Origin of the sequence: Chengkuizengella sediminis (genome assembly GCF_010078385.1) — a bacterium.
Classification (GTDB): Bacteria; Bacillota; Bacilli; order Paenibacillales; family KCTC-33759; genus Chengkuizengella; species Chengkuizengella sediminis.
Genome location: NZ_SIJC01000004.1, coordinates 353,465 through 378,885, shown reverse-complemented (window position 1 = coordinate 378,885; position 25,421 = coordinate 353,465). Strand labels below are relative to the sequence as shown.

The 25,421-nt window shown below is 33.9% G+C and carries 31 protein-coding genes; 23 read left to right on the top strand and 8 right to left on the bottom strand.

Annotated elements, in window-relative coordinates; genetic code table 11:
* Position 1: 1 nt before the first annotated feature.
* The 9 genes from EPK97_RS10880 to yjcZ all read left to right on the top strand — a co-directional run bounded on the left by EPK97_RS10880 (position 2) and on the right by yjcZ (position 7,015).
* Positions 2 to 952 carry an FTR1 family iron permease gene (locus EPK97_RS10880; protein ID WP_162036636.1) on the top strand — a complete coding sequence of 317 codons (951 nt, stop codon included), beginning with the start codon at positions 2 to 4 and terminating at the stop codon, positions 950 to 952.
* Positions 953 to 965: 13 nt separating this feature from the next.
* Entirely contained in the window at positions 966 to 2,423 is a 1,458-nt protein-coding gene (locus tag EPK97_RS10875) for an MFS transporter (protein WP_162036635.1), read from the top strand.
* Positions 2,424 to 2,656: 233 nt separating this feature from the next.
* A complete protein-coding gene (locus tag EPK97_RS10870) occupies positions 2,657 to 3,172 on the top strand; it encodes a sigma-70 family RNA polymerase sigma factor (RefSeq protein WP_338075693.1) in 516 nt (171 codons plus the stop codon).
* Positions 3,169 to 3,612 carry an anti-sigma factor gene (locus tag EPK97_RS10865; protein WP_162036634.1) on the top strand — a complete coding sequence of 148 codons (444 nt, stop codon included), beginning with the start codon at positions 3,169 to 3,171 and terminating at the stop codon, positions 3,610 to 3,612. Before EPK97_RS10870 ends, EPK97_RS10865 begins: the two co-directional genes overlap by 4 nt.
* A complete protein-coding gene (locus EPK97_RS10860; RefSeq protein ID WP_162036633.1) occupies positions 3,605 to 4,678 on the top strand; it encodes a hypothetical protein in 1,074 nt (357 codons plus the stop codon). Before EPK97_RS10865 ends, EPK97_RS10860 begins: the two co-directional genes overlap by 8 nt.
* A 15-nt stretch (positions 4,679 to 4,693) precedes the next feature.
* Positions 4,694 to 5,401, top strand: a complete 708-nt coding sequence (locus EPK97_RS10855) for a hypothetical protein (RefSeq protein WP_162036632.1) — start codon at positions 4,694 to 4,696, stop codon at positions 5,399 to 5,401.
* Positions 5,402 to 5,528: 127 nt separating this feature from the next.
* On the top strand, positions 5,529 to 5,759 hold the full coding sequence (locus tag EPK97_RS10850; RefSeq protein ID WP_162036631.1) for a hypothetical protein: 231 nt from the start codon (positions 5,529 to 5,531) through the stop codon (positions 5,757 to 5,759).
* Between the two features lie 14 nt (positions 5,760 to 5,773).
* On the top strand, positions 5,774 to 6,691 hold the full coding sequence (glsA, locus tag EPK97_RS10845) for a glutaminase A (RefSeq protein ID WP_338075692.1): 918 nt from the start codon (positions 5,774 to 5,776) through the stop codon (positions 6,689 to 6,691).
* A gap of 213 nt (positions 6,692 to 6,904) precedes the next feature.
* A complete protein-coding gene (yjcZ, locus tag EPK97_RS10840; RefSeq protein WP_162036630.1) occupies positions 6,905 to 7,015 on the top strand; it encodes a sporulation protein YjcZ in 111 nt (36 codons plus the stop codon).
* Between the two features lie 51 nt (positions 7,016 to 7,066).
* Here the strand turns inward: yjcZ and EPK97_RS10835 are convergent, their stop codons facing one another.
* The 3 genes from EPK97_RS10835 to EPK97_RS10825 all read right to left on the bottom strand — a co-directional run bounded on the left by EPK97_RS10835 (position 7,067) and on the right by EPK97_RS10825 (position 8,968).
* On the bottom strand, positions 7,067 to 7,870 hold the full coding sequence (locus EPK97_RS10835) for a Cof-type HAD-IIB family hydrolase (RefSeq protein ID WP_162036629.1): 804 nt from the start codon (positions 7,868 to 7,870) through the stop codon (positions 7,067 to 7,069).
* Between the two features lie 40 nt (positions 7,871 to 7,910).
* Entirely contained in the window at positions 7,911 to 8,117 is a 207-nt protein-coding gene (locus tag EPK97_RS10830; RefSeq protein ID WP_162036628.1) for a PLDc N-terminal domain-containing protein, read from the bottom strand.
* A gap of 179 nt (positions 8,118 to 8,296) precedes the next feature.
* Entirely contained in the window at positions 8,297 to 8,968 is a 672-nt protein-coding gene (locus EPK97_RS10825) for a hypothetical protein (RefSeq protein WP_162036627.1), read from the bottom strand.
* 335 nt (positions 8,969 to 9,303) lie between these two features.
* Between EPK97_RS10825 and coxB the strand changes: the two genes are divergently transcribed.
* From coxB to EPK97_RS10775, 10 genes are all read left to right on the top strand, one after another.
* Positions 9,304 to 10,323, top strand: coding sequence for a cytochrome c oxidase subunit II (gene coxB / locus EPK97_RS10820; protein ID WP_162036626.1), 1,020 nt, complete (start codon positions 9,304 to 9,306; stop codon positions 10,321 to 10,323).
* A gap of 79 nt (positions 10,324 to 10,402) precedes the next feature.
* A complete protein-coding gene (ctaD, locus tag EPK97_RS10815; RefSeq protein ID WP_162036744.1) occupies positions 10,403 to 12,250 on the top strand; it encodes a cytochrome c oxidase subunit I in 1,848 nt (615 codons plus the stop codon).
* A gap of 2 nt (positions 12,251 to 12,252) precedes the next feature.
* The gene (locus EPK97_RS10810) at positions 12,253 to 12,873 is read left to right on the top strand and encodes a cytochrome (ubi)quinol oxidase subunit III (RefSeq protein ID WP_162036625.1); all 621 of its coding nucleotides are present in this window, start codon (positions 12,253 to 12,255) and stop codon (positions 12,871 to 12,873) included.
* A gap of 4 nt (positions 12,874 to 12,877) precedes the next feature.
* Positions 12,878 to 13,198: a cytochrome C oxidase subunit IV family protein gene (locus tag EPK97_RS10805; protein WP_162036624.1), complete on the top strand. Its 321-nt coding sequence runs from the start codon at positions 12,878 to 12,880 to the stop codon at positions 13,196 to 13,198.
* A gap of 191 nt (positions 13,199 to 13,389) precedes the next feature.
* Complete coding sequence (ctaG, locus tag EPK97_RS10800; RefSeq protein WP_162036623.1) at positions 13,390 to 14,307, top strand: cytochrome c oxidase assembly factor CtaG; 918 nt, start codon at positions 13,390 to 13,392, stop codon at positions 14,305 to 14,307.
* Positions 14,308 to 14,443: 136 nt separating this feature from the next.
* A complete protein-coding gene (locus tag EPK97_RS10795; protein ID WP_162036622.1) occupies positions 14,444 to 15,349 on the top strand; it encodes an ABC transporter ATP-binding protein in 906 nt (301 codons plus the stop codon).
* Complete coding sequence (locus EPK97_RS10790) at positions 15,342 to 16,655, top strand: ABC transporter permease (RefSeq protein ID WP_162036621.1); 1,314 nt, start codon at positions 15,342 to 15,344, stop codon at positions 16,653 to 16,655. Before EPK97_RS10795 ends, EPK97_RS10790 begins: the two co-directional genes overlap by 8 nt.
* A 332-nt stretch (positions 16,656 to 16,987) precedes the next feature.
* Positions 16,988 to 18,226, top strand: a complete 1,239-nt coding sequence (locus tag EPK97_RS10785) for a sensor histidine kinase (RefSeq protein ID WP_240903777.1) — start codon at positions 16,988 to 16,990, stop codon at positions 18,224 to 18,226.
* Between the two features lie 2 nt (positions 18,227 to 18,228).
* On the top strand, positions 18,229 to 18,894 hold the full coding sequence (locus EPK97_RS10780; RefSeq protein ID WP_162036742.1) for a response regulator: 666 nt from the start codon (positions 18,229 to 18,231) through the stop codon (positions 18,892 to 18,894).
* A 65-nt stretch (positions 18,895 to 18,959) separates the two neighbouring features.
* The gene (locus tag EPK97_RS10775) at positions 18,960 to 19,181 is read left to right on the top strand and encodes an SHOCT domain-containing protein (RefSeq protein WP_162036620.1); all 222 of its coding nucleotides are present in this window, start codon (positions 18,960 to 18,962) and stop codon (positions 19,179 to 19,181) included.
* Positions 19,182 to 19,276: 95 nt separating this feature from the next.
* Here EPK97_RS10775 and EPK97_RS10770 read toward each other — a convergent pair whose 3' ends face one another.
* Positions 19,277 to 19,498 (bottom strand): DUF1450 domain-containing protein, encoded by a 222-nt coding sequence (locus EPK97_RS10770; RefSeq protein WP_162036619.1) that lies wholly within the window; start codon positions 19,496 to 19,498, stop codon positions 19,277 to 19,279.
* A gap of 211 nt (positions 19,499 to 19,709) precedes the next feature.
* Positions 19,710 to 21,182 (bottom strand): multicopper oxidase family protein, encoded by a 1,473-nt coding sequence (locus EPK97_RS10765; RefSeq protein ID WP_162036618.1) that lies wholly within the window; start codon positions 21,180 to 21,182, stop codon positions 19,710 to 19,712.
* A gap of 191 nt (positions 21,183 to 21,373) precedes the next feature.
* Between EPK97_RS10765 and EPK97_RS10760 the strand changes: the two genes are divergently transcribed.
* A complete protein-coding gene (locus EPK97_RS10760) occupies positions 21,374 to 21,910 on the top strand; it encodes a hypothetical protein (protein ID WP_162036617.1) in 537 nt (178 codons plus the stop codon).
* A gap of 133 nt (positions 21,911 to 22,043) precedes the next feature.
* Here EPK97_RS10760 and EPK97_RS10755 read toward each other — a convergent pair whose 3' ends face one another.
* A complete protein-coding gene (locus EPK97_RS10755) occupies positions 22,044 to 22,553 on the bottom strand; it encodes a QcrA and Rieske domain-containing protein (protein ID WP_240903776.1) in 510 nt (169 codons plus the stop codon).
* 250 nt (positions 22,554 to 22,803) lie between these two features.
* On the opposite strand from EPK97_RS10755, the gene EPK97_RS10750 reads away from it, so the two are divergent.
* Positions 22,804 to 23,400, top strand: coding sequence for a cupredoxin domain-containing protein (locus EPK97_RS10750; RefSeq protein WP_162036616.1), 597 nt, complete (start codon positions 22,804 to 22,806; stop codon positions 23,398 to 23,400).
* Positions 23,401 to 23,473: 73 nt separating this feature from the next.
* On the opposite strand, the gene EPK97_RS22580 is transcribed toward EPK97_RS10750, so the two are convergent.
* Entirely contained in the window at positions 23,474 to 23,653 is a 180-nt protein-coding gene (locus EPK97_RS22580) for a rhodanese-like domain-containing protein (RefSeq protein WP_420826790.1), read from the bottom strand.
* Between the two features lie 219 nt (positions 23,654 to 23,872).
* Between EPK97_RS22580 and EPK97_RS10740 the strand changes: the two genes are divergently transcribed.
* Complete coding sequence (locus EPK97_RS10740; RefSeq protein WP_420826787.1) at positions 23,873 to 24,019, top strand: multicopper oxidase domain-containing protein; 147 nt, start codon at positions 23,873 to 23,875, stop codon at positions 24,017 to 24,019.
* A 50-nt stretch (positions 24,020 to 24,069) separates the two neighbouring features.
* Here EPK97_RS10740 and EPK97_RS10735 read toward each other — a convergent pair whose 3' ends face one another.
* Positions 24,070 to 24,408 (bottom strand): four-helix bundle copper-binding protein, encoded by a 339-nt coding sequence (locus EPK97_RS10735; RefSeq protein ID WP_476695766.1) that lies wholly within the window; start codon positions 24,406 to 24,408, stop codon positions 24,070 to 24,072.
* 211 nt (positions 24,409 to 24,619) lie between these two features.
* On the opposite strand from EPK97_RS10735, the gene lgt reads away from it, so the two are divergent.
* Positions 24,620 to 25,408, top strand: a complete 789-nt coding sequence (gene lgt, locus EPK97_RS10730) for a prolipoprotein diacylglyceryl transferase (RefSeq protein ID WP_162036613.1) — start codon at positions 24,620 to 24,622, stop codon at positions 25,406 to 25,408.
* Positions 25,409 to 25,421: the final 13 nt, after the last annotated feature.

Sequence of the window (25,421 nt, the reverse complement as noted above, 5' to 3'; positions counted from 1 at the left end):
CATGGAGCTGCAAGCACTACTGATTACATTTCGAGAAACTTTAGAGGCTTTATTGATCTTAGGCATCATTATTACTTTTCTTAAAAGAATGAACCATCCTGAATACACGAAGTATGTGTGGTTGGGTGCAGGTTTGGCCTTGGTGGCTAGTTTAGGTGTAGCCTTTGTTTTTCAAGTAGTGTTAACAAGCTTTTCCATGATGGCTAGTCAAATTTATCTTAAAATCTCAATTATGCTCATTTCGTCCATGTTATTAACACATATGGTATTCTGGATGGCGAAAAACAGTCGGGATATGAAAGGGAAACTTGAAGGAAAGTTAAAAACTTATGTCACAGCAGGAAGTGTTATTGGAATGGTCATTCATTCATTCCTAGTTATTTTAAGAGAAGGTGTAGAAACCGTATTTTTCTTTGTAGCTATTACAGGAGGAAACATTCAATTGGCATTACAAAGCTGGGGGGCACTAGCAGGGATTGTAATCGCAGCAGTAGTAAGTTATTTCTTCTTTAAAGGCACGATGCGTATTTCTTTAAAAACCTTCTTTAGAGTTACAGGTGCAATGATTATTGTGATTGCTGCAGGTTTATTAGTTCAAGGTGTTGGAATGATGCAGGATGTTGGTATAATCGGGAGTGTAATGCCGCAAGTGTATGATGTAACTTGGTTATTACCTGAACACCCTACAGATTACACTCAATATTTAAGAGATACAGGTACAGCTCCTCTTATCTCTGGCGATGTGGGTATTTTCTTTACAGCATTATTAGGATATGCAGCTACACCTTCTATTGAAGAAATATTAGTTTATTTTGGTTATTTTGCTGTCATCTTTTTATTGTTGTGGACTAGAAAAAGTGAATCTTCACAAAAGAAGCAAGTAGACAAGAAAACAACACAAGTGGTTGAGGATGCAAAAGTAGTTCATAGCAAAAAAGTTGTAAACGTATAGGAATGGATACATGATGGATCAAAATAAATATAAATGGGCGAGCAGCATGTTACTTTTTTTAATCTTCATTGGAATGTTCACATGGAGATTCATGCATATCTCGTCCTTTGCTCGTTCATGGGATATCGTTGATTTTGCACTAGCATTAAACCGTTTCGACTTATTAGCGATGCAGCCCCATTTCCCAGGGTATCCATATTTTATTTTTGCAGGAACGGTTGTACATCAGTGGATAAGTGATCCCGTTCAATCCTTAGTTATTTTAAATGTATTGATGACTTTGCTTTCAGCGATCCCCATTTATTTATTAGCTAGAAGAACTTTAACTAGACAAAAAAGTCTTGTTGCAGTTCTGTTTGTGCTTTCATTTAGTTATATCACATTAATTAGCGTAGAACCCATGTCCGAAGGAGCTGCAATTGCAGTGTTGTGGTGGTATTTATGGAGTATAAATTTTTCTTTATCTAATAAAAGTTTTTTGATTTCTTTAATGCCTTTGCTCCTCTTTAGTATATTAATGGGGATTCGTTTATCTTATTTAGTGTTTGGTATAGGTATTTTGTTGTTTTGGTGGATGAAATTAAAAAGGCAAGATTACACGATGAAATGGTTTGGTCTTCAGGTTTGCTTTTTCGTATTTTTTCAGAGTATTTGGGTGCTCGGTCTGGTTGTTTCTGAGGGAAGTTTAAGTGGGTTTATTAAATTAGCCTTATCCTTTACAACAGGTCATTTTTCGGATTGGGGTGGCACTTATGATGTTTCAAACGATTCATTAGCCACTCGAGTTTTTCAATTATTATTTTACAATTTGTATTGGACAGGGTTTAGTGGTCAATCCATCATTTTATCGGTAATCATGTTTGTTTTGTTGATAGTATTTTTAGTTGTAATCATTCAAAACAAACAGAAAAAACTCAGTCACTATTCTATGATTTTAATCGTGATGTTGATAAGTTATTTGTTTTGGGCATTATTCGCTCAAAATCTAGACAAGCCAAGGCATATCTCTCCTTTAGTGGGTCCGATGGTTTTATTGATGATTCAGTTCCTACTGAAAAATCTAAAATCTAAAATGGTTCTTATATTTATTTTTATTTTCATGGCATCTCAATTCATCCATGGAGCATTTATAATCAAAAACTATGCCAAAGAAGAACCTGCTGTTTATCAGCTCAGTAATTATTTATCTCAGCAAGATGACGATTTTATCGTATACACTTGGGAAGAAACTAGAGTGTTTCAATATTTAAAAGTGGATTATGCTCATCAGCGTGTATTTACTTATGATTATTTCTTACAAGAAATCAATAGAACGCCGTATAAGCAAATATGGATTACCGAACAGGTATTACTTGGGTTTGAACAGCAGGTAGGAGATTTAAGTAAACATGTTACTCCCATTAAAACATTTTACTCAGATCCATTATTTGACCCTGTGTATCATCAGATTACTTTATATAAATGGGAATAAACTACCTATCAAATGCAAATTTACATTGTGAAGTTATCAATTTAATGGATTGTTTAAACATGAAATTTATATTTTCTTTTAATGTATCGCATCATACTAAATAAATGGTATGGTGTTTTTTGCTTTTTTGAACTTAAAAAATTAAAAATAGTGCAGGGTATGTTTGTAATTAAGACGTCTATTACAACAGAGAGGGGGGAGCAGACATTACAGATGAAGTTTTAATTGAACAAGTGGTAGCCGGCGATCAAGAAGTTTTTCGAAAATTAATGGAAAAATACCAAACCTATATATTTCAAATCGTATATTCCGTTCTTCGTCACCAAAAGGATGCGGAAGATGTAACACAAGAGGTATTTATCCGTATTTATCATGCTCTCCCTCAGTATAAAAATCAAGGGTTTAAAACTTGGATGTCCCGTATTGCTGTGAATAAAGCGATTGATATGAAACGTAAAACACAGAGAAATAAAGAAGATTTAATGGAGATAGAAAAGGTTGAACATCTAACACATGGAAACGTGACTGAAATGGAATCGATTCAAAGAGAAAGGGTGCTTTTAGTTAAAACAAGACTAAATGAAATGCCTGAAAACTATAGAAATGTAGTGTTTGCTTATTACATTCAAGAAAAATCATATCGTGAAATTGCAAATGAACAGGGGATTGAAATTAAAAGTGTAGAGTCTAAGTTATATCGCGCAAAAAAATGGATCCGAAAAAATTGGAAGGAGGAGGAATTTAAGTGAATGATCATTTTAATAAACAACAATGGCTGAATTATGTAAACGATCAAGTCTCTGATACAGATCGATTGGAGTATGAAGAGCATTTATATACTTGTGAACAGTGTTTATCGACCTATACGCAGTGTATAGAGGAAAACACTTCTGCATTACCTGTGATAGAAAATGAGGATGATTTAAAAGAACAGGTGATGGATTCAATTCAACCAAAGAAAACAAAGCAAAAATTAATTCATAAACCTCTCTTTCAATATGTGGTGGCAGCTAGCATTACCATGGTGCTCATGTCATCAGGGGTATTCCAGCAAGTGGCTTTACAGCAGGATCAATTTGAGCAGGAAACACAAGATAAACCCCCAGTTTCAGAGGAATTAACGAATAAGATTTCAGATTTTCTAAACGATTTACCAACAAATTTAAGAGGAGGTCAGAAAGATGAATAAAAATAAAGCTTTAGCCTTTTTTCTCGGATTCATTCCTGGAGTAGGGCATCTTTACTTAGATCGTAAGGCACGTGCCTTTTTATACAGTGCTGGATTTTTTGGTCCGTTATTTCTAGGAATTGTTTTAGGTTTTATTAGTGGAGCTGAAGAATTTATGATATTTGGCGTACTACTTGCTTTATTAGTAGGGATTATTAATATGCTGGACATGATTTTTACCTTAATTTCGATGCCAAAATATGAACAACAGACCGTAGCAACAGATAGAGAATATGGTTATGTTAAAACGAGTGCTAACCAGCAGAATGAAAGATTTTTTACTATTTTGCTTTCATTTATCCCTGGTTTGGGTCATTTCCAATTAGGATTAACGAATAGAGGTTTAACTTTGTTAGTTGGATTCTTTGGTCTATTTACGATGATTGGATTTGTGAGTGTTATAGTAGATGATGCTTTTCTCGTTTTTTTAGCAGCCTTACCTATCATTTGGTTATATAGTTTATTTGATTGCATTCAACTACTTAATCGCAAACAAAAAGGAGAAGAATTAGTGGACACTTCGGTATTTGAGGATTTAGAAAGGCATAGGGAAGTAGGTAAAAAGAGCAAAGTATTGGCTACTTTATTATCCATATTCCCTGGTGCAGGTCATTTATATTTAGGTCTTCAAAAACGAGGACTTCAATTGATGGCGGGATTTTTATTTTCGCTTTATATATTGGATGTTTTAAGATTATCTCTGTTTTTATTTATTATTCCGCTCATTTGGTTTTTCAGTTTCTTTGATGCGTTGCAAAATGTTTCTAGATATAACGAAGATAAAAAATTAGAGGATACTCCTATTATCGAATGGTTTATACATCATCAGAAGTGGTTGGGTTTTGGATTAGTAGCGCTTGGAAGTTATTATTTGTTTGATCAAGTCATTTTGGTGTACGTTGATTCACTTTTTCCAGACTATAGCATTCGATGGACATTTGATCAATATTTTCAGACTACTCTAATCTCATTCCTATTTATATTTGGAGGATTCAGATTACTAAAGGGAAGTAAAAGTAAGAAGTAAGGGGGGAGAAACAAGATGAAACAATGGCGTGTAGGTACGTTATCAATGGCATGTTCGTTAATATTATTGGGGATCGTTTTATTCTTATCGCAAATATGGGGTTATGAAATTTTAGATATTTTGATTACATGGTGGCCACTTATTATTGTACTCATTGGTTTAGAGATTTTAGTTTATTTATTTATTTCTAAAAAGGAAAATCCAGTGATTAAATATGATATATTCAGCATATTATTTGTTGGTTTTATAGGTGTATTGTGTATACTGCTTTTCATGTTTACTTCTACAGGGTTAATTGAAGAGGTTCGGTACGCTTTGAATGAAGTTGAAAGTAATCAGGAGCTCCCAACAGTAAATCAAACTATACCTGAGGAAATAAAGCGAATCATCGTGCAGACAAATAATCAATTTTATCATTCGATTCAAGTTGACTCAACAAAGGAAAGGGAACTTCACTTATTTGGAAATGCATTTATTCGTTCTTCTTATGAAGGTTCGGAATTGAAATTAGAGGATTATTTTAGTCAAAATATAGTTGGAGATACGATGTATGTAACATTGAAAAATCTACCTAGAAAAAGTGGTTTAGCTAGTGATTATAAATATATGAATGTGACACTTGTTTTGCCAGAGCAGTTAAAGGTTGAAATGGATGACAGATATACTGATTTTGTTATGCTTACAGAGAGTGATAATGAGAATTGGAACCTCGTTACAAATTAAATCGTTAATTGATAGAGAGGATGTAGTGTTCTTGGTTTCGAACACGCCATCCTTTTTTTGAAGAGTAAAAAACTTTCTTTCGGGAAAAAATGAAGGGATAAGCTGATTAGATTCAGGGAGGATATACATGGATAAAAAAAAGATAGAAGAAAAAGTGACTGAGGTATTAACAGAAGGTAAATATCAAAGCGAAAATGTTGAGGATGCAGCTGTAGATCTCATTAACGCTAAGTATGAAATTCGAAAGCAAACAGAATTGGATCCGATCGTTGAAGAAACAAAGAAAATCAGAAAAGTTGTGAAAAGTGATGATCAACTTTACAATGAATACATGTCTAGTATAAAAGAAAATAAATAGGGTGATGATGAATTGTGGATTATTCGATCTTAGAACCACTAATCAAAGAAAGTAAAAACCATTGTAATGAAGGAAAAGTGGCAAGTTACATCCCAGAATTATCAAAAGTATCTGGTGACTTATTAGGCATTACAGTACATGAAGTTGGCAAAGATCCTGTATCTGCAGGAGAATGTATGCCTAAATTTACACTCCAGAGTATATCGAAAGTTTTTACATTATTACTAGCATTAATGGATAGAGGAGAAAAGCAGGTTTTTGACAAGGTAGGGATGGAACCGACAGGTGATATGTATAACTCTTTAATGAAACTAGAAATTGTAACACCTGGTAAACCCTTTAATCCAATGATTAACGCGGGGGCGGTTACGGTCACTTCATTCATCGATGGTGATAATGTAAATCATCGCTTTGAACGTATTTTATCTTTTATTCAAATACTAAGTGGAGATGATTCTATCTCATATAATGAAAAAGTATACCGTTCAGAGGATGAAACCGCACACCGGAATCGTGCATTGGCTTATTTGTTAAAAGATAATCAAATCTTAGAAGGAAATGTGGAAGAACATTTAGAGGTATATTTTAAGCAATGTTCGATTGAAATTAGTTGTACCAATTTAGCTCGAATGGGTATGATATTAGCCAACAATGGGAAAGACCCTGCAACATCTGAGCAACTAATTCCTAAAAGGTATGTTCAAATAGCTAAAACATTTATGATTACTTGCGGAATGTATAACGCATCAGGGGAATTTGCCATAGAAGCTGGCATTCCTGCTAAAAGTGGTGTTTCAGGAGGCATTCTGGCTGTTGCTCCTAATATGGGAATTGGAGTGATTGGACCAGCGTTAGATTATAAGGGGAATAGTATTGCTGGGATAAGATTGTTAACTCGGTTATCACAAGAATGGAACTTAAGTATTTTTTAGCTTTTCTAAAAGATTTTGTATAATTCATCCTTAACAAGTTAAAATAAAAAGCCGCCCTAATAGGTACAAAATTAACTCTACCTTCTTCTGACGGTTTTATTTTTAAAAAGGTATAAACTCACGCACATTTTATTGTAGCCTGTAATATTCGTCCATACAAAACAAACTTCAAATTCATAGAATATACTATTTCTATGAAAAGGAGGGATTAGTATGAGTGCATATACTAGTTATAGTGGAAATGGCTTAGCTTTCGTATTAGTTCTTTTTATTCTATTAATTATCATTATATATTCTGCACTTGAAATTGCAGAGGCTGGATAATAGTCATGAAATATAGTATTAAAAAATCTCGCTATTTAGAGTGAGATTTTTTTAATCAGCGTTTAAAATAAATTTATCAATGACGTGTTTCACGCCATCTTCATTATTACTATGTGTGATATAATTAGCAATTTCCTTCAACGTAGGAACCGCGTTATTCATAGCTACACCTAATCCAGCTACTTCTAACATTTCGTGATCGTTCCAGCTGTCTCCGATGGCAATAACTTCAGATATATCACAACCATAATGCTGGGCTAAAAACTGTAATGCATGTCCTTTTGTAGCTTCCTTATGAACAATTTCTAAGAAGTATGGTTTTGATTTTGTGATATGAACCTGGTCGCCAATTTTTTGCTGTAAGTCGATTGCAATTAGATCTATAACCTCTGGCTGATTGATGATTAGGAGTTTTGTTAAAGGTTTTGACACAAGAGTATGAAATTCGGCTTCAACTTTAAAAGGAACCTTTGAAACCTCTGAATATTCTTTTACGATATCATTTTCTTCTTTTACATAAAGCTCATCTCCATGATATACCTGAAGGTGATGTTTGTTTTCAACCGCATATTTGAATACATAGTCACTAATTGCTTCAGGTACTGAACGCTCATAGATGATTTCTTCATCCAATAAATTTTTAACGAGTGAGCCTTGATAAGTAATCAAAGGGACATTTAAATTAATTTGTTTAGCGATTTGTTTTGCTGATGCAAACATTCTTCCAGTGGCTAAAGTGATGACCACATCTTGCTTAATGGCTTTAATAAGAGCTTCTTTTGTAGCTTCTGTCACAATTCTATCATCATTTATTAACGTATCATCCACATCGATGGCTACCATTTTGTATTTCATAGTAAGTTAGGGTCTCCCTTCACGCATCTCTCTAGTTTTACTAGTCATTTCTAATAATTAAATAAACAATTAAACCTAAAATAGGAAATAAGATCGTTCCAATTAATACAACGATCGCATATTCTTTAGAATTTCCTTTTCTTCTGGCATCTCTATATGCCCAAACACTTGTAATGATATTTAAAAATAATAAAAAAAGTCCGAAAAGGAAAAATAATCCCATTATACCTGCTGCAAAAGTTTCCATATTATTGACCTCCTCAAAACAAATAAACAAATAGGCTTTTCCTATTAGTTTATGAATAATTATAACACTATTTTACCCATAAAAGTGAAAATGCTGTTTCTAACGATAACCACTGAAAGGCATTTTTATAAAAAAAGACAAAGCTACCATAAAAATAGCTTTGTCACGACAATCTTGCGTCACTTTTTTAGTTGATTGCTAAAATAAACCTTAACTGATTCGTTAAATTCCTCTACATATGGTTTTAATGACTTCCCTCTCCAAGTTTTCTGAGCGTATACATTTAATTGGTTTACAAATGCACGATTTGCTGACACATAAATTTCTTCAACTTTTGGATTTAACTTTTTGACTTCCATAATTACTTTTTCTTTTAATCTGCTTGAAATATTGTTTTCGTTCTCTAGTGTGAATTTTGAATTCTTATCTGTAACTAAATTTTTTGGATTTGTATAGACAATCCCGCCATTCTCATTGTATCCATCATCAGATTTTCCTGAATTGTTTTGTTCGTGAATATTCCCTTTTCCAAATCCGCCAGTAGCAGTGTGATCTAAAACAAGAGAAACATATGCATTTCGATTGGTTAGTATAACATAGGAATGACTAACACCAGGAATATCCATAATTTCTTTTGCTGTAAACGGACTAAAACGGATGCTTGTATTTTCGTGTGTATTTATGTTCTCGATTTGTTTTGCATTCATTTTACTCATCTTAACATCAGACATTTCATTCAGTGTTCGTTCATTTAAATTTTGTTCGCTTTGTTGGTATTCCTGTTTATAATTACATGATGTAAGAATAGCGATGATGATTAAGGCATAAAAGAAGTGAGTTAATGTTTTCAATACAACCCCCCCAAACATAATGTTAATGTTTCAATTTTGAAATAACTAATTAAATTTAGGGTTGTACTTCTGACTAAGAATTATACATCTACGCATAATAAAAATAAGAATTGGAAATAAAGTCTATATGAGACATTTGAATATAATCAATCATTTTTAAGAACAATTTGTGAACTTGCTTAGGATGATTGACAAATAAGTATAGTGAATTTATATTTAATAAAGTGATTAAGTTTATTGACAAGGAAAGCCATCCATGGTAAAACAATCTTTTCTTTAAATTTCTTTAAAAGAGATGTGAGCAATTTAAAACTTAGAAGCGGGGTAGATATTCAGTGAATCGGTGGCATTTATGGAAACGTATAATCCCCTTGTTAATGGTATTTTCTTTATTGTTAACAGGTTGTAGTTTAGTGGGACAAGGTTCGAATCCAATCGATCCAAAAGCATCCGTTGCCGAAGAGCAATACGGACTTATTTTATTGTCTATAGGGATTATGATTTTGGTGGTTATTGTAGTTTTTGCTTTATATTTTTATGCAATTGTACGTTATCGCCGTAAACCAGGTGATGATTCAATTCCTAAGCAGGTGGAAGGAAGCCACAAGTTAGAAATCATTTGGACAGTGATTCCTATGATATTGTTGCTTATTTTAGCGGTTCCTTCGGTAGCACTTACTTTTTCCCAAGATGAGGATTATAGTGATGATCCAGAAGTGATTCAAGTTAAAGCGACAGGGCACCAATTTTGGTGGGAATTTGAATATTCGGATTTAGGGATTTATACAGCACAGGATTTAGTACTTCCAGTTAATCAGAGAGTTCAGTTTGAATTAACTTCCTCTGATGTTATTCATTCGTTCTGGATTCCAGCAATGGGTGGAAAAATGGATACAAACCCAGGAATGACCAATCTTTTATACTTAGACACTCCTGCTGAACCGGAAGTATTATTAGGAAAATGTGCGGAGTTTTGTGGAGAATCTCATGCTTTGATGGACTTTAAAGTGAAAGTTGTAAGTCAGGAAGAATATGATACATGGGTAGCTAATATGCAAGCACCGGCTGCAGTTGTAGAAGCAGATGTAAAATCTGGTGAAGAATTATTTAAGCAAAATTGTATGTCTTGTCATGCGATCGATGCAGGTACACCTGGATTAGGACCAAATCTTAAAGGTTTTGCTGATCGTGAAGTCGTTGCTGGATATCTTGAAATGACGGATGGTAACATTTTTGAATGGATCAAAAAACCAGAGGAATTTAAAGGTAAAACAGTAGAAATGCCAGCTATACCTTTAGATGATAATCAATTTAATGATATTGTTCAATATTTAAAAACGCTTAAACTAGAGTAATATACATGATTTAAAGAACACATAAGAAACGAGGAGGATATACATAGTGGCGCACTCGGTTAAAAAGTATAGAGGGTTGATGGATTGGCTTACAACCGTTGATCATAAAAAAATAGGCATACTTTATTTTGCTGCGGGTGGCTTTTTCTTTATTGTTGGTGGAATAGAAGCCCTTTTGATAAGACTCCAATTAATGTTCCCTATGGGGGCTAATGGAGAATCATGGTTTCTAACTGGGCAAACCTACAATGAAATCATGACCATGCATGGAACAACCATGATTTTCTTAGCAGCAATGCCATTGATTTTTGGTTTAATGAATGCAGTAGTTCCATTGCAGATAGGAGCAAGGGACGTTGCTTTTCCCTTTTTAAACTCATTAGGTTTTTGGACCTTTTTCTTCGGAGGAGTATTATTAAATATTAGTTGGTTTACAGGTACAGTCCCAGACATAGGCTGGACTGCTTATGCACCACTATCTGGATCGGAATTTAGTGGAACGGGTTCGGATTATTATGCAATCGGGCTACAGATCGCAGGTATAGGGACGTTAGTCGGTGGGATTAACTTCCTTGTAACAATTATAAATATGAGAGCACCAGGTATGACATTTATGAGAATGCCATTATTTACTTGGACAGTTTTTATTACATCAGGAATTATCCTTTTTGCTTTTCCAGCATTAGCTGTAGGGTTAATTTATATTACTTTTGACAGACTTTTTGATGCGAACTTCTTTGTCACCGCAACAGGTGGTAATGCAGTATTATGGGAGCATATCTTCTGGATTTTCGGACATCCTGAAGTATATATTTTAATTCTTCCTGCATTCGGAGCAATTTCAGAAATTTTACCAACTTTTGCAAGGAAACGTTTATTTGGGTATAGCTCTATGGTATTTGCAACAGCACTTATCGGATTTTTAAGCTTTATGGTATGGGCTCACCATATGTTTACAGTAGGTATGGGAGACATAGCAAATGCACTATTTGGTGTTGCCACGATGTTGATAGCCATTCCAACAGGAATAAAAGTATTTAACTGGTTATTTACGATTTGGGGCGGGAAAATTCAGTTTACTACAGCAATGTTATACGCTACATCATTTATTCCAACCTTTGTTATGGGTGGAGTTACGGGGGTAATGTTAGCTATACCTCCAGCGGATTTCCAGTTCCATGATAGTTATTTTGTAGTCGCGCATTTCCATTATGTTATCGTTGGTGGAATCGTATTAAGTTTATTAGCTGCTGTATATTATTGGTGGCCAAAAATGTTCGGTCGTATGTTAAATGAAACATTAGGTAAATGGAGCTTCTGGTTATTCTTCTCAGGATTCCATTTAACATTCTTTATTCAACATTTCTTAGGATTATGGGGCATGCCTAGACGTGTATTTACTTACTTGCCTAATCAAGGCTGGGATACGGCCAACTTTGTAAGTACGATTGGTGCATTTTTCATGGCTGCGGGTGTCATCGTGATATTATTAAATGTTATTATTTCAATTAAAGGACCAAAAGCTCCAGCGGATCCATGGGATGGACGTACATTGGAATGGTCAATTGCCTCACCTTCACCAGAATACAATTTTAAACAATTACCTTTAGTAAGAGGATTAGATGCATTCTGGTTGGAAAAAATGGATGGTAAAAAAGAAATGACGCCTGCTGAACCATTAGGTCCCATTCATATGCCATCAGCATCCATCTTACCGTTTTTCATGTCATTAGGGTTGTTTATTGCAGGTTTTGGTTTTATGTATCGCGGTTATGAATTTGATAGTGCGTTTATAAACAACTTGTTTGGGAATAATATTATTGCCATTTGTGGATTAGCAATCACACTTGTTTGTATGTTCTTAAGATCTGTTTACGATGATCACGGTTATCATATTGAAGTAGAAGAATTACAGAAGGAGGGGTAATCATGAGTCATGCGGAAGCTCATTTAGATAAACTGCCTCCTGAACCAGAAAAAGCGACATTAGAGGGCAGAAATAAGGTTTTAGGTTTTTGGTTGTTTTTAGGTGGAGAAACGGTTCTTTTTGGAACTTTGTTTGCTACATTCATAGCATTAAGAAATAGCACTTTAGACGGGCCATCTGGAGTAGAATTATTTTCATTAAGCATCACAGCTATAGCTACATTTATCTTATTAACAAGTAGTCTAACGAGTGTATTTGCAATTCAAGCGATGCACCACAAGAACATTAAAAATATGTTGATTTGGCTGGGAGTAACGGTTGTTTTAGGTCTTGGATTTTTAGGGTTAGAAATATTTGAGTTTTGGGAGTATGTGAATCATGAGTCCTTTGGCTTTACAACGAGTGCATTTAGTTCATCGTTTTATGCACTAGTTGGTTTTCATGGAGCTCACGTAGCACTTGGAGTTCTTTGGATTTCATTACTCATGATTCAAATAAAGAAAAAGGGTCTGACCACCGTGACAGCACCTAAAATTTATGTAGCATCATTGTACTGGCATTTTATTGATGTGGTTTGGGTATTTATCTTTACCATTGTATATCTTATGGGAAAGGTAGGTTAATCATATGGAAGCAAATCAAGAACAAGTACAGGATCGAGTTAAACGTGGTACTATTCATGAGGGACCTAAAAATCATATTATCGCATTTGGAATATCGATCTTTTTAACATTACTTGCCTTTATGGCAGTAGCTAATTCTGCATTAGACCCAACGTTCATCAAAATATTTATCGTATTACTAGCCATCTTTCAAGCTGTAATTCAATTAGCATTTTGGATGCATATGAAAGATCGAGGTCATTTCTTTCAAATTATGTTCCTAGCTACAGGGGCATTTGTAGCAATAACCGCGTTTATTACGGCCATTTATTGGGTTTGGTTATAAGAGTAAGACAATTAGGAGCAAATTTTAAGATTTGCTCCTTTTGTTAAATTAATATTAATAAAAATGCCCCGCAAAAGTAATCTGTCGATCGTAAGCTGCCACGTCGATGTGGCAACTCCGACAACAGTTCATCCATGAACTGGGTATCATTTAAAGAGCTACTTTTGTGGGTATCTTGGAAGGGATGCTTTATGTTTGGTTTAGTCGAGCAATTTGGTTTTAGTGCGGTTTGGAGTCCACTGTTTCTTATGTTCAGCTTGTTTATTGCAACTTTGTATTTATGGTTAGTGGGTCCTGGTAGAGATCGTTTTAAAGATTCGGAACCAGTAAAGTTAATCCAAAAAGTTTCATTTTTATTTGGCTTATTTCTTGTGTATCTTTCACATGGAGGACCGTTAGACTTATTAGCGCATTTAACATTTACTGGACATATGATTGGGATGTCCGTTGTATACATGGTTGCACCACCATTTCTTATTTTAGGATTACCAGTATGGTTTTTAAGAGCTTTTTTCAATTTGAAGTGGATTAAAAAAGGTACTTTTATACTTCATCCGATTTTTACTGTACTGTTTTTCAATGCGGCTTTTTCAATTTATCATATACCGATGGTTCATGATTTTGTGATGATCCATTATAATGTGCATACAGCTTATTACATTCTTCTGTTTGTTGCTGCCATGATGATGTGGTGGCCGATTGTTTGTCCAGTTCCTGAAATGGATAAAATATGGGGCGTTAAAAAGATGGGTTACATTTTCCTAAACGGAGCTTTACTTACGCCAGCATGTGCACTCATTATTTTTTCACGTACTCCGTTATACGGTTCGTTTAATGATCCATTAATATGGGCTCAAGCATTAGGATATTGTTTCCCAGCAAGTTCATCAGAGATCTTGAATTTATTCACAGGACCACAAGCTTTTGCTTTTACGAAACCTGCTGAGGATCAACAACTTGGTGGTGTCATCATGAAGTTGATTCAGGAGTTTATGTATGGTGGATTTTTACTATATACATTCCGTCAATGGTATGATAAAGAGAAAAGGAATGATCCTGAAAAAGAAAAAATGGATCGTTTGTTAAATAAACATGGTCAACGAGTTTAATTAAAAATAACAATGTTTTGAAACTATATTTATGATTTCACGTAAAAACGATTAGGAGAATATCTCTTGGTCGTTTTTTATACTTTTAAACATAATATTGAATTAGTTGCTACATATTAGAGAAAGGGGTGGTGTTATGACAACCTTAAAGTTGGATCAGGTAACGAAACAATTTGTGGATAAAACTGCAGTAGATCATTTAGATTTATCAGTATCAAAAGGAGAAATATATGGTTTATTAGGTGCGAATGGCGCTGGTAAGACGACATCGATGCGCATGGTGCTTGGATTGATTTATCCAGATGAAGGTCAGATATTATATAATGGAAAAACTTTCACAGAAGAGTTAACTAGTAAACTAGGTTATTTACCTGAAGAAAGAGGACTATACCCTAAAGTGAAAGTCAGCGATCAACTGTTGTATTTAGCTCAGTTAAGAGGTTATTCCAAAAAACAAGCAGATAAAAACTTAAAGGATTGGCTTGAACGTTTTGAAGTAACTGAGTATTATAATAAAAAAGTGGAGGAGCTTTCAAAAGGGAATCAGCAAAAAATTCAATTCATTGCTTCAGTCATTCATGACCCAGAAATTTTAATATTAGATGAGGCTTTTAGCGGATTGGATCCAGTGAATGTTGAACTACTTAAAAAAGCAGTGAAGGACTTAAGAGATACAGGTACCAGTATCCTTTTTTCTACACATCGTATGGAACATGTAGAGGAGTTATGCAGCAATATTTCAATATTAGATCGCTCTAAAACGGTTTTAAAAGGAAACATAAAAGATATTAAATCTACATTTCCAAGGGAAAGAGTAATTTTAAGTGTTGAAAATGAGATATCAGGGCTTGAGTCTATAACGGGTGTAAATTCTGTTCAGAAACAGTCCTATGGTTACGAAATAAAAATTTCAGAAGTAGAAGCTGCACAGAATATTTTAAAAATAGCTATGGATCAAAGCACGGTTTCCCGTTTTGAAGTTCTAGAGCCGACATTAAATGAAATTTTCATTAAAGTTGTTGGAGGTGAGGGAAATGAATAAATTGTTTACAGTAGCTGCGTTCACAATTCGAAATAAGCTCAAAACCAAAGCATTTATCATAACAACACTTATTATAGCTCTAATCATGTGTATAGGACTGAATGTTCCTTACATAATCACCGTGTTTTCTTCTGATGAACCAGTCAAAATTGGTTTTTTAGAAGATAATTCTGAGATTGCTACAAGTGTTCAGCAATATTTCCAAAAACAAGAGGATGCAGATGTTGAAATTGTACTTTTTGGAGAAAAAAATACGATAGAAGAAAACGAACAAATGGCAATGGATAAGTTAAATGAAGGTGAAATAGAGGGATATATTCAACTAAAAAACGAGGAAGTGGATGGTTTTCCAATCGTAGTATATACTTCAGAAACATCTTTAGGATATAATCTTCAAGCTGAATTTCAGAACGTTTTTAAATTATTAAAGACAGATATCGTAGCAAAAGAAATGGGTTTGTCTAGTGATGAGCAAACTATACTACTTGCTCCTGTTTCCTTTGAAAGTGTGGAATTAACAGATACAACGGATACTACCCAAGGAGGAACACAAGCAGAGGGGAAGAATGAATCTGAAGAGAAAATATCTCTATTTATATCGTATGCTGTAATCATCCTTCTTTTTATGGGGATTATGATTTCAGGTCAATTAATAGCGACTGAGATTACGACAGAAAAGAGTTCTCGAGTGATGGAAATTTTAGTGACCTCCGTTCCTTCCTTAACACAAATGTTTGGCAAAATTATTGGGATGTTTATTGTAAGTATGAGTCAAATTCTAATATTCGTTACCGTGTTAGTAGTAAATATACTGTTACCTCATAATGCAGAAGTGTTTGAACAGATTAATTTAGATATGAGCAGTGTAGATTTGACTTTGATCTTACCGATTTTCGTTTATTCGATATTGTTATACTTCATGGGTTTCTTTTTATATTCTACATTATTTGCAGCTATAGGCTCTATCGTAAGCCGAACGGAGGATTTAGGTCAAGCAATCATGCCGATGACATTTATTTCATTAGCTGGTTTTTATATTGCTATATTTAGCATCAGTATGCCAGATTCAGCACTTGTTGTTTGGTCTTCTTTTATTCCCTTTTTCACCCCGTTTGTGATGACACTCCGCATTGGTATTGGCGAACCTGCATTATGGGAAATTTGGTTATCCTTGGGCATTTTACTTGCAACGATATTAGGTGGTGGCTGGTTATCTGCAAAAATATATCGTACAGGAGTCTTGATGTATGGAAAACGACCTTCAATTAAAGAACTTCGTAAAGCTATGAAGGCTTTTAAGGTGTAGATGAAAAAACCTATATAGGTCAGGAATCCTTGATCTATTAGGTTTTTTTATTTATTGAATATTGAAAAGTATATTATATAGCAGTTTTTGTGGAAATATTAATCTGAATGAGGGCCAATTTTATTTATCCAATTCAAAATATTATAATATGATTAGTAATTAAAATGTAGAGAATATGGGGGCTGATCTGAATTAAAAAACTATCTTTTAAGTTAGGAATGTTGTTTTTTATTTTTATATTCCTCATTGAATCTATGCTTTTCTTTTTTCTTTATTTTTCTATCGTCAGTGAGAGGGTTGAAAGTGAAACAGATAACTTATTAGCTCGTGGAATGAGTCATCGTAATGTATTAGAAAAAAAATTTGATTTAATCACGATTAAACATGTAGCACTTATGGAATCTGAAGCTGAAACAATGGTTGTCATTACAGACGATAAATTTGAAATAGTAGAAGCCTCAAATGAGGTCAATGATGAAATGAAACATTTCATACAAAAAAGTAAAACAATTGATTTTTCACAACATGGTGTAATGGTTGAATCTCGTTGGAGGAGTGAACCCTTTTTAGCAACGATAAATCCCATACTTATTGGTGAGAGTAAAAAAGGATATGTGTATATGTTTTTGGAAACACAACCTATAAGGGATATGATTCAAAGTCTGACGATACAGTTTCTCATAGTGGGGATTCTTGCAATTGTTATTTCTATAATCATAACCTTGTTTTTGTCTAGGTTTATAACAGTTCCTTTAATTCAAATGAAAAAAGCTACTGAAAAACTTAGCCATGGAAAAAGTGATGTAATGTTAGATACTTATCGTGAAGATGAGTTGGGTGATCTCTCTCGATCGATACAGAAACTATCCAATGATTTGAAGAGATTAAAAAAAGAAAGGTCAGAATTTTTATCAAATATTTCACATGAACTTCGGACACCACTAACTTACTTAAAAGGATATGCTGATGTATTAAAAAGACCAAACCTTACCCTGAAAGAAAGAGAAGAATTTATTACTATTATTCAAGAAGAAGCTGAAAATGTAACAAGTTTAGTGGAAGATTTGTTTGACCTCGCAAAAATGGATCAAAATGAATTCTTAATTCGCAAAGAACGAGTTAATTGTTGTAACTATCTTCAGGAAATTGTTGCTCGATTTAAACCAGCTTATGAGGAAAATGATGTTTCACTGGAACTTTTTTGTGATGAGTCTATTTATGTAAATATTGATCGGATACGATTTGGACAAGTAATCCATAACTTTCTAGACAATGCTTTAAAATACTCTTCTTCTAATACTCGTGTACAAATTAGCGTACTAAAAGAGAACCAGCGAATCAAGATACAAATCTCTGATGAAGGAGAGGGTATTCCAAAAAAGGATTTATCAAGAATATGGGATCGTTTATATAGAGTAGATAAATCTCGTTCACGTGTTACAGGAGGCAGTGGATTAGGTTTAACAATTGCAAAAGAAATTATTGAAAGACATGATGGAGAGGTAGGGGTTGAAAGTGAAATAAGGAAGGGAACAATCTTTACCATCTACTTGGAAATAGAAGAGGAGTGAAAATAGTGAAAGTATTAATTGTTGATGATGAAATTAGAATGCAGCAGTTGCTAAAGTTATATTTAGTGCCAAATGGCTTTCAATGTTTAGCAGTAAGTAATGGGAAAGATGCGATTCATTTACTCGAAGGAGAATCTTTTGATTTGGTACTTCTTGATATTATGATGCCTGAGCTAGATGGTTGGGAAACAGCTGAAACCATACGTGAGTTCTCTGATGTACCCATTATTATGCTGACTGCACGTGATCAAAGTAGCGATATGGTGAAGGGATTAAAGATTGGAGCGGATGATTACATAACAAAACCTTTTGACGAAGCTGTTTTGTTGGCACGTATTGAGGCAGTTCTAAGAAGAACACATCACATACAACAGATTGAATTTAAAGGTTTAAAATGGGATGAAGAAAAACATGAATTAGATTATAAAGATAAAGTGATTACTTTAACGCCAAAAGAGTTTGAAATGATAGGTTTGTTTTTAAAACATCAGCAATCAGTATTCAGCCGCGAAAAGTTAATCGAAACAATATGGGGATTCGATTCAGATATAGAAGGGCGTACAGTAGATTCGCACTTAAGAAATATTAGGGAAAAGTGTAGAAATGTTAGTTTTCCAATTGATGATCATTTAAAAACAGTATGGGGGATAGGTTATAAATGGGAATGAACTCTCTTCAAAGATTCTGCACAATTGACTGCTAAAATAAGAATATGGAAAGGAGATGACTTTAAATGCATTGGTTTGATGAATGTGCAGGTTTTCAAGGAGGAGGAATAATGATGTTAGGTATGTTTCTTTTTTGGGGTGCATTAGTCTTTTTAGGTTTCTATTTATTGAAAAAGTATATCAATGGAAATCGAGGATCGACACACCATATTGATATTTTAAAAGAACGACTAGCTAGAGGTGAGATAACAGTAGAAGAGTATGATCGATTGAAAGAAAAATTATGACATGAATATAAATTAAACTATTCCATTAAGGTTGATTTTATGAGAATCTTGAAAAACAACCTTACTCCTTTAAATTGGAGGAATAAGGTTGATTATTAGTTTAAATGTTTATATATATTTTCAACTAGATCATCGGGATCATTCCCTTTGATTATTTCTTTGTTTACTAATGCGTACAATGATTGAGCACATGTAGGACAATTTTCTAAGCAGTCATACGTTTCAATATCTAAATTAGGATCTTTATTTAGGTTTTCGAAAGCTTTTTGAGTACCATTCTCTAAATTCGTTTTACAAAACTCAATAACCGGCTTCAAAGATTTCACCACCTCTCACTGATTTGTAAAAAGTTATAATATGTGACTTCTGAGGCCTTGTTTTAAACTCAAAATCAAAAAGTTTTGATATTTATTATACTATACCCCTGCATAGTATATGTCAAGTGGGAATATCCAAATTATACATAATTAACATGTAACTATGTTTCATGAACAATGAGAAGTGTAAGTATTAACATGTTATAAATCGTTAATTTTTGTGAACTTTAAAAGGTGGAGTATAACCGTCATATTGGATTATTGTTTTCATCCCGCCATCAGCATGTAATAAATCATGGCAATGAAATGCCCAATGTCCAGGGTATTCTGCTTTAAACATGATTTCGTATTCATCTCCTGGTAGTATGTTAATCACATCTTTTACAAGTGTTTTTGGAAGTAGTTCTCCATTTTTTGAAATGATCTGAAATGGGTGTCCATGTAAGTGCATAGGATGGTCAAACATACTAGCATTTATTATTTTCACTTTAACAAGATCCCCTTCATTTACTACTAAAGGGATGGTTTCGGGATAAGCTTTTTCGTTGATTGTAAATTGTAAACCCTCACCCCATTTTACATCTGCGTTTAAAATCATTTCATATTCTAATGTTGGCTTGTCATCTTTTGCAAATATTGGTTCCATCGCATCATATTCTGTAGGTTTCTTTATTTCTTTTGTAAAGTCTAGTTTTTGTGGTGATTCATTAATAGAGTCATCTATGATTACAGGCATTTTCATATCAGCAGATGCAAAATCTATATCAGCACTTTGTATGTACCAAGAATCTTTATTTTCAACTTTAAATTCAATATCAATTCTTTCACTCGGTGCAATTTCCAAAATATCCGTAGTTAAGGATGGATTAGGAACGTCACTTGCATCAGATGCAACAATTGTATAAGGCTGTTCGTTAAAATCTAACCAATGTTTCATGTAACCAGAATTAATGAAACGCAGGCGAATGATTTCACCCTGATTAACCAATAAAGGCTGAGTATCAGGATACCTTTTCCCATTTATAGTAAATGCGTTATAAAGCATTTCTGTATCTGAGTCTCCAAAATAAGGACTTGCATTGTAAATTTCTCCTGTATTATCATCCTTACTACTTTCTTCTAAACTATTAGTATTTAATCCTAGCATATCATTCGTATTAATAGCATTGATGTCGCTTATAGGTAACGACCATTCATCTAAGATCAAGACAAAATCTTGATTATACGATTTTTCATTAGGTTCAATAATAAATGCTCCATATAGACCTTTATCTACTTGGTTTGCGCTGTTTTGATGTGAATGGTACCAATAGGTACCAGCTTTGTTTGCTATGAATTCATAAGTGAAACTTTCGTCAGGTTGTACGGGGTTTTGAGTGACTCCTGCAACTCCATCCATGGTGTTAGGTAATACCATGCCATGCCAATGGATTGTTACGGGTTCAGTTAATGTATTTTGTAAATTCACTCTGACTGTGTCCCCTTCAGTTACACGAATTTCTTCACCTGGAACAGTTCCGTTATAAGTCCAAACTTGGTCAATTACATTTCTACCAAAATTCCATTCTAATGCTTGTGTTGTAATGTTAAATTCTTTGATTTGTGATGTCATTTCAGATTCAAGCAATTGGAGGTCTGAGGGTGTAGAAATGAATAATAGTATGATGGTTAATAGTGTTATCATATTGTAACTCCCTTGAACTACTCTGAAGATTTTATAAAGAAAAACATATCAGAAAAATGTGGAGAAATTGTGCAGAAATCTTATAAAAATATCTTCTTATTTCTCGTCGGTTGGAAATGAAAAAATATGGTTTATCTTTCGTGTTTATGCATATATGTGTACAAACCTAATTTTTATTGGAGGGGAATCCATTGACTCTATCTTTATTATTTGTCATATCTTCTATTGTGCTTTTCACCTTATTTTTATTTTATTATATTTTTACTAAACGAAAACACATTTCATGTATGACAGGGATGATGATTGCAATGACCGTTGGAATGATGGTTGGTTTATTAAGTGGTGTTATACTTGGAATTATGTTTTCAGAACTGTTTATTGCAACATTATTGGGAATGATAGTAGGAATGATAGCAGGATATTTATTAGGATCTCCTATTAGCATTATGGCAGTGTTAGATGGGATTTTATCAGGTTTAATGGGAGGTATGATGGGTGCAATGTTAGGGGGAATGATTTCACCTAACTATTATAATTCTATTGTAAGTGTATTTTTCATCATTTTTGTAGGTATATTTCTAATATTAATTTATATGGTTCAACAAGAGACAAAGGCTTCAATTGAAGGATTTATTAAAAGGGCTTTCCATCACCCTTTATGGATAGCAGCTATGTTTTTTACATTTTTTTATATATTGAATCAAATAGGTCCTTTTTTTCTAGGATAGGAAGAACGTAACAAAAATTATATATTAAGTTTTGCTTTCATTCGTTTTAAACAAGGAACTGATTATGATAAAGCTCCTTGTTTCGTTAGATAATCATTCTATCATGTAAGAAATAAATCAACCTTTTTTTCTATCAAACATTTCGTTCAGTTGGACTTAATACAGGAATATAAACATTCCCGTCTTTTATAAATGGTTGGAAGAGATCTAGTGGTCTAGGTGGAGGACCTCCAATATTGTTGCCAAATTCATCATACTGCCCACCGTGACATGGGCAAAAGAAAGTAACTCCATTTTTTATTTGTTCTTCTTTTGCAAATGAGGCTGTACATCCGAGATGTGTACAGATTGGAGACATAATCATCATTTCATTATTTTTTTCTTCCAATTGAATAAAAACGAATCCACTTCTTTCTTGGGTAATCCATCCATCTTCAATCGTTACTACATAATCTACTTTTTTAGGGAAAGGTCCCGTTTTCAACTCTTCCAAAGGTCCTAAGTTAGCCATTGCACTCGTATTTATATTTTCTAAATCATTACAGGCAGTTAAACTGAGTGGAACAGCAGACATTGCCATCAAACTAAAGGTTCCCTTGGCTGTGTTTTTAAGAAATTGACGTCGGCTATGTTTTGGGGTCAATTCACATTCTCCTCTCATTAAGATCATAATTACAGTACATGTTAGCAATAAAATATGAAGAAACTATGCAATTACTCAAATTATTTTACTGAAGATTTAAATTCATGTTAGGTGAAATAGAAAAATTTGTTAATCATTTTTAACTGGATTTATTAAAGAAAATACAATATAGTTTAAGAAGATACCATTACGGGGTATACCTATAATATAACTAGGATTATATGTATGTAACTATGAGGAGGATTCTTTTATGAAAAAATATTTAGTAGTATTTGGCCTTTTTATTATTATACTGACTGGATGTTCTTCGAATGATGAACAAGCTTTAGAGAACGATTCTGGTACTCAACAAGAAAAGCAAGAGGAATCGAATAGTAATGAAACTAATGGCGATGATAAATCAGAAGAACAAAATCAAGTTGAAAAGGAAAAATCCGAAGATCTAACAATTGATGTGTCTGCATTTGAGATGGGATATGATCCTGATAAGATAACCTTAGAAGTAGGGAAAGAATATGAATTAGTTTTAACGAATGAAGGTCAGATTTTCCATGACTTAACTGAGAGTGAATTGGATGTTGAGATTACTTATATGAGTGAAATGGCTGAACACTCAGATGAACAGTCATTTTTAGATACATTTTTCAGTTTTCAAAAAGTATATGCTGATGAAGGTCATGGTGACAAGAAAGATGATGGAATGAAAAGTATTCATATGAACGCAAATGCAGGGCAAACAGTAAGTATTAAGTTTATTCCTAAAGAAGCAGGTGAATTTGAATTTTATTGCACAGTACCTGGGCATAAAGAAGCAGGTATGGTTGGAAAATTTATTGTAAAAGAATAAGCCTAAATAGTAAGGATAAAATGATATAAAAGTGCCTAACCGAGAACATTTTTCGGAGGCACTTTTTCACATCTTAAGAAATAGGACCTGGCCATTTTGCCATTCCGCCAGTTAAGTTAGAAACATTCATATATCCGTTGTTGATTAAAAATTGACTACTATTTTCCCCCATAGATCCAGTGTGAAAGACAAAAACAATTTTTTTATATTTATCTATTCCCAGCAGAAGACCCCCAACTTCAAACTGAAACAATGTGAAACGAGTGAAAGTGAAGTGGGGGATGAATGCACCTGCACACTCGAACAAATGTTTTTAATCACTTCCTCTTTGTTGTAAAATGAAACTAAGCGAGGTGAGGAAATGTTAGTCAATAAAGCCTATAAATTTCGCATCAGCCTAATCCATTAGAGACCATTAGGTTTCTGTACTTAGGAATCCCTCACTTCAAACGCAAAGCGTTAAGTGGTGGGAGTGTTCAATGCTGATAACCCTGGAGATTGGTTATTTCATTGTCATGATCTTCTTCATGCGACTAACGGGATGGTAACAGCAGTAAAATATAATGGATACTACTCTCCATTTGAACTAAACGGAGAATTTCATAATGATCCTGAATAAAGGGGCAAAGTTGAAGTCGGGGGAAACCCGACTTTATTTTAATTTAATGATTAACCTGCCATTTTTCTGCACTCATCAGCACATTGTTGACATATTTTTGCACATTTTTGACAATGTTCATCTTGAAATTTAGCACAATGTTCTGCACAAGCAGTACAGATTTCTGAACAAAGACTGCACATTTGTTTAGCATAACTGCTGTTACGAGACATATATTGTGAGGCTGTAGCGCAAATGTCAGCACAATCTCGAAGCATTTGAATACAATGAATCCGAGCCTGTACATCTGGTTCATTTAAACATGAAGTCAAACATTCTTCACACACCTGCATACATCTGTTACAGATGTCAATACAAGCTTGATTTACTTCTGTAGGTGTATTAACTATTGTAGCCAGGATAATTCCTCCTTTCTAACTAGATTATTTGTTATAAATTACGTTTTATACATATAAATTGCTAGCTCATCCCAAATAATTTGCCTTTTTAAGAAGCGAGGGTTTCTTCAAACTTTCTGCAAATTTGATTGTTAGGATAATAAGGTATTAAAAACTAAAATTAAAATGTAAAAGGAAATTTCATCAATCAGGAGGGAAGAGCTTGAAAGTCATTTTATTTGAAATAGGGGGATTTGCTGTTAGATCTTATGGGCTTGTCGTTGTACTCGCCATTCTATTAGCATTGGGGGCAGCCTATTATTTTGCTAAAAATACAGCTTATCGTAACCATCTATCAGGTGTTTTCATTTACGTAATTATTGGGGCAATGATCGGTGCAAGAATTTGGCATGTGTTTTTATTTCAATGGCCCTATTATTCTGAACACCCGGAATTAATTTTTGCTATTTGGAGAGGTGGAATAGCTATCCAAGGAGCTTTGATCGGCGGATTTCTAGCGGCTGCACTTTACTCACGTCTCCATAAACTGTCATTTTGGGAATTTGCAGATATTGTAGCTCCTGCTATCATTCTCGGTCAGGCAGTTGGACGTATAGCTTGTTTTTTGAATGGGGATGCTTATGGGGCTCCGACCGATTCAGGATTTGGAATTGTTTATCCAGAAGGGACCATGGCTTATGATAGGTATGGGTCTCAACCACTTTGGCCAGCAGAGGTCTGGGAAGGTCAATGGAACCTTATCGTTTTTGCAATGTTATTAATACTTAAAAATCGTAACTGGCCAACAGGTTTTATCTTTCTTTACTATAATATTTTATATTCCATTGGTAGGTTTTCACTTGAATTCCTCCGTGGTGACTCACCAAGGTATGCGTTAGATTGGACAGCAGGTCAATGGACAAGTATAAGTGTTATATTACTAAGTTTCATAGTTATGGGATTCTTGTATTCACTAGAGAAAAAGAAAAGTAATATGGAAAATAACTTTTAACACTTAAGTTCTA

What these genes read in the sequence shown, in the direction of transcription:
- EPK97_RS10880 (WP_162036636.1), top strand. Translation starts at nt 2, where the DNA reads ATGGAGCTGCAAGCACTACTGATTACATTTCGAGAAACTTTAGAGGCT.
- EPK97_RS10875 (WP_162036635.1), top strand. Translation starts at nt 966, where the DNA reads ATGGATCAAAATAAATATAAATGGGCGAGCAGCATGTTACTTTTTTTA.
- EPK97_RS10860 (WP_162036633.1), top strand. Translation starts at nt 3,605, where the DNA reads ATGAATAAAAATAAAGCTTTAGCCTTTTTTCTCGGATTCATTCCTGGA.
- EPK97_RS10855 (WP_162036632.1), top strand. Translation starts at nt 4,694, where the DNA reads ATGAAACAATGGCGTGTAGGTACGTTATCAATGGCATGTTCGTTAATA.
- EPK97_RS10850 (WP_162036631.1), top strand. Translation starts at nt 5,529, where the DNA reads ATGGATAAAAAAAAGATAGAAGAAAAAGTGACTGAGGTATTAACAGAA.
- yjcZ (WP_162036630.1), top strand. Translation starts at nt 6,905, where the DNA reads ATGAGTGCATATACTAGTTATAGTGGAAATGGCTTAGCTTTCGTATTA.
- EPK97_RS10835 (WP_162036629.1), bottom strand. Translation starts at nt 7,870, where the DNA reads ATGAAATACAAAATGGTAGCCATCGATGTGGATGATACGTTAATAAAT.
- EPK97_RS10830 (WP_162036628.1), bottom strand. Translation starts at nt 8,117, where the DNA reads ATGGAAACTTTTGCAGCAGGTATAATGGGATTATTTTTCCTTTTCGGA.
- ctaD (WP_162036744.1), top strand. Translation starts at nt 10,403, where the DNA reads ATGGATTGGCTTACAACCGTTGATCATAAAAAAATAGGCATACTTTAT.
- EPK97_RS10810 (WP_162036625.1), top strand. Translation starts at nt 12,253, where the DNA reads ATGAGTCATGCGGAAGCTCATTTAGATAAACTGCCTCCTGAACCAGAA.
- EPK97_RS10805 (WP_162036624.1), top strand. Translation starts at nt 12,878, where the DNA reads ATGGAAGCAAATCAAGAACAAGTACAGGATCGAGTTAAACGTGGTACT.
- ctaG (WP_162036623.1), top strand. Translation starts at nt 13,390, where the DNA reads ATGTTTGGTTTAGTCGAGCAATTTGGTTTTAGTGCGGTTTGGAGTCCA.
- EPK97_RS10795 (WP_162036622.1), top strand. Translation starts at nt 14,444, where the DNA reads ATGACAACCTTAAAGTTGGATCAGGTAACGAAACAATTTGTGGATAAA.
- EPK97_RS10790 (WP_162036621.1), top strand. Translation starts at nt 15,342, where the DNA reads ATGAATAAATTGTTTACAGTAGCTGCGTTCACAATTCGAAATAAGCTC.
- EPK97_RS10785 (WP_240903777.1), top strand. Translation starts at nt 16,988, where the DNA reads ATGAGTCATCGTAATGTATTAGAAAAAAAATTTGATTTAATCACGATT.
- EPK97_RS10775 (WP_162036620.1), top strand. Translation starts at nt 18,960, where the DNA reads ATGCATTGGTTTGATGAATGTGCAGGTTTTCAAGGAGGAGGAATAATG.
- EPK97_RS10765 (WP_162036618.1), bottom strand. Translation starts at nt 21,182, where the DNA reads ATGATAACACTATTAACCATCATACTATTATTCATTTCTACACCCTCA.
- EPK97_RS10750 (WP_162036616.1), top strand. Translation starts at nt 22,804, where the DNA reads ATGAAAAAATATTTAGTAGTATTTGGCCTTTTTATTATTATACTGACT.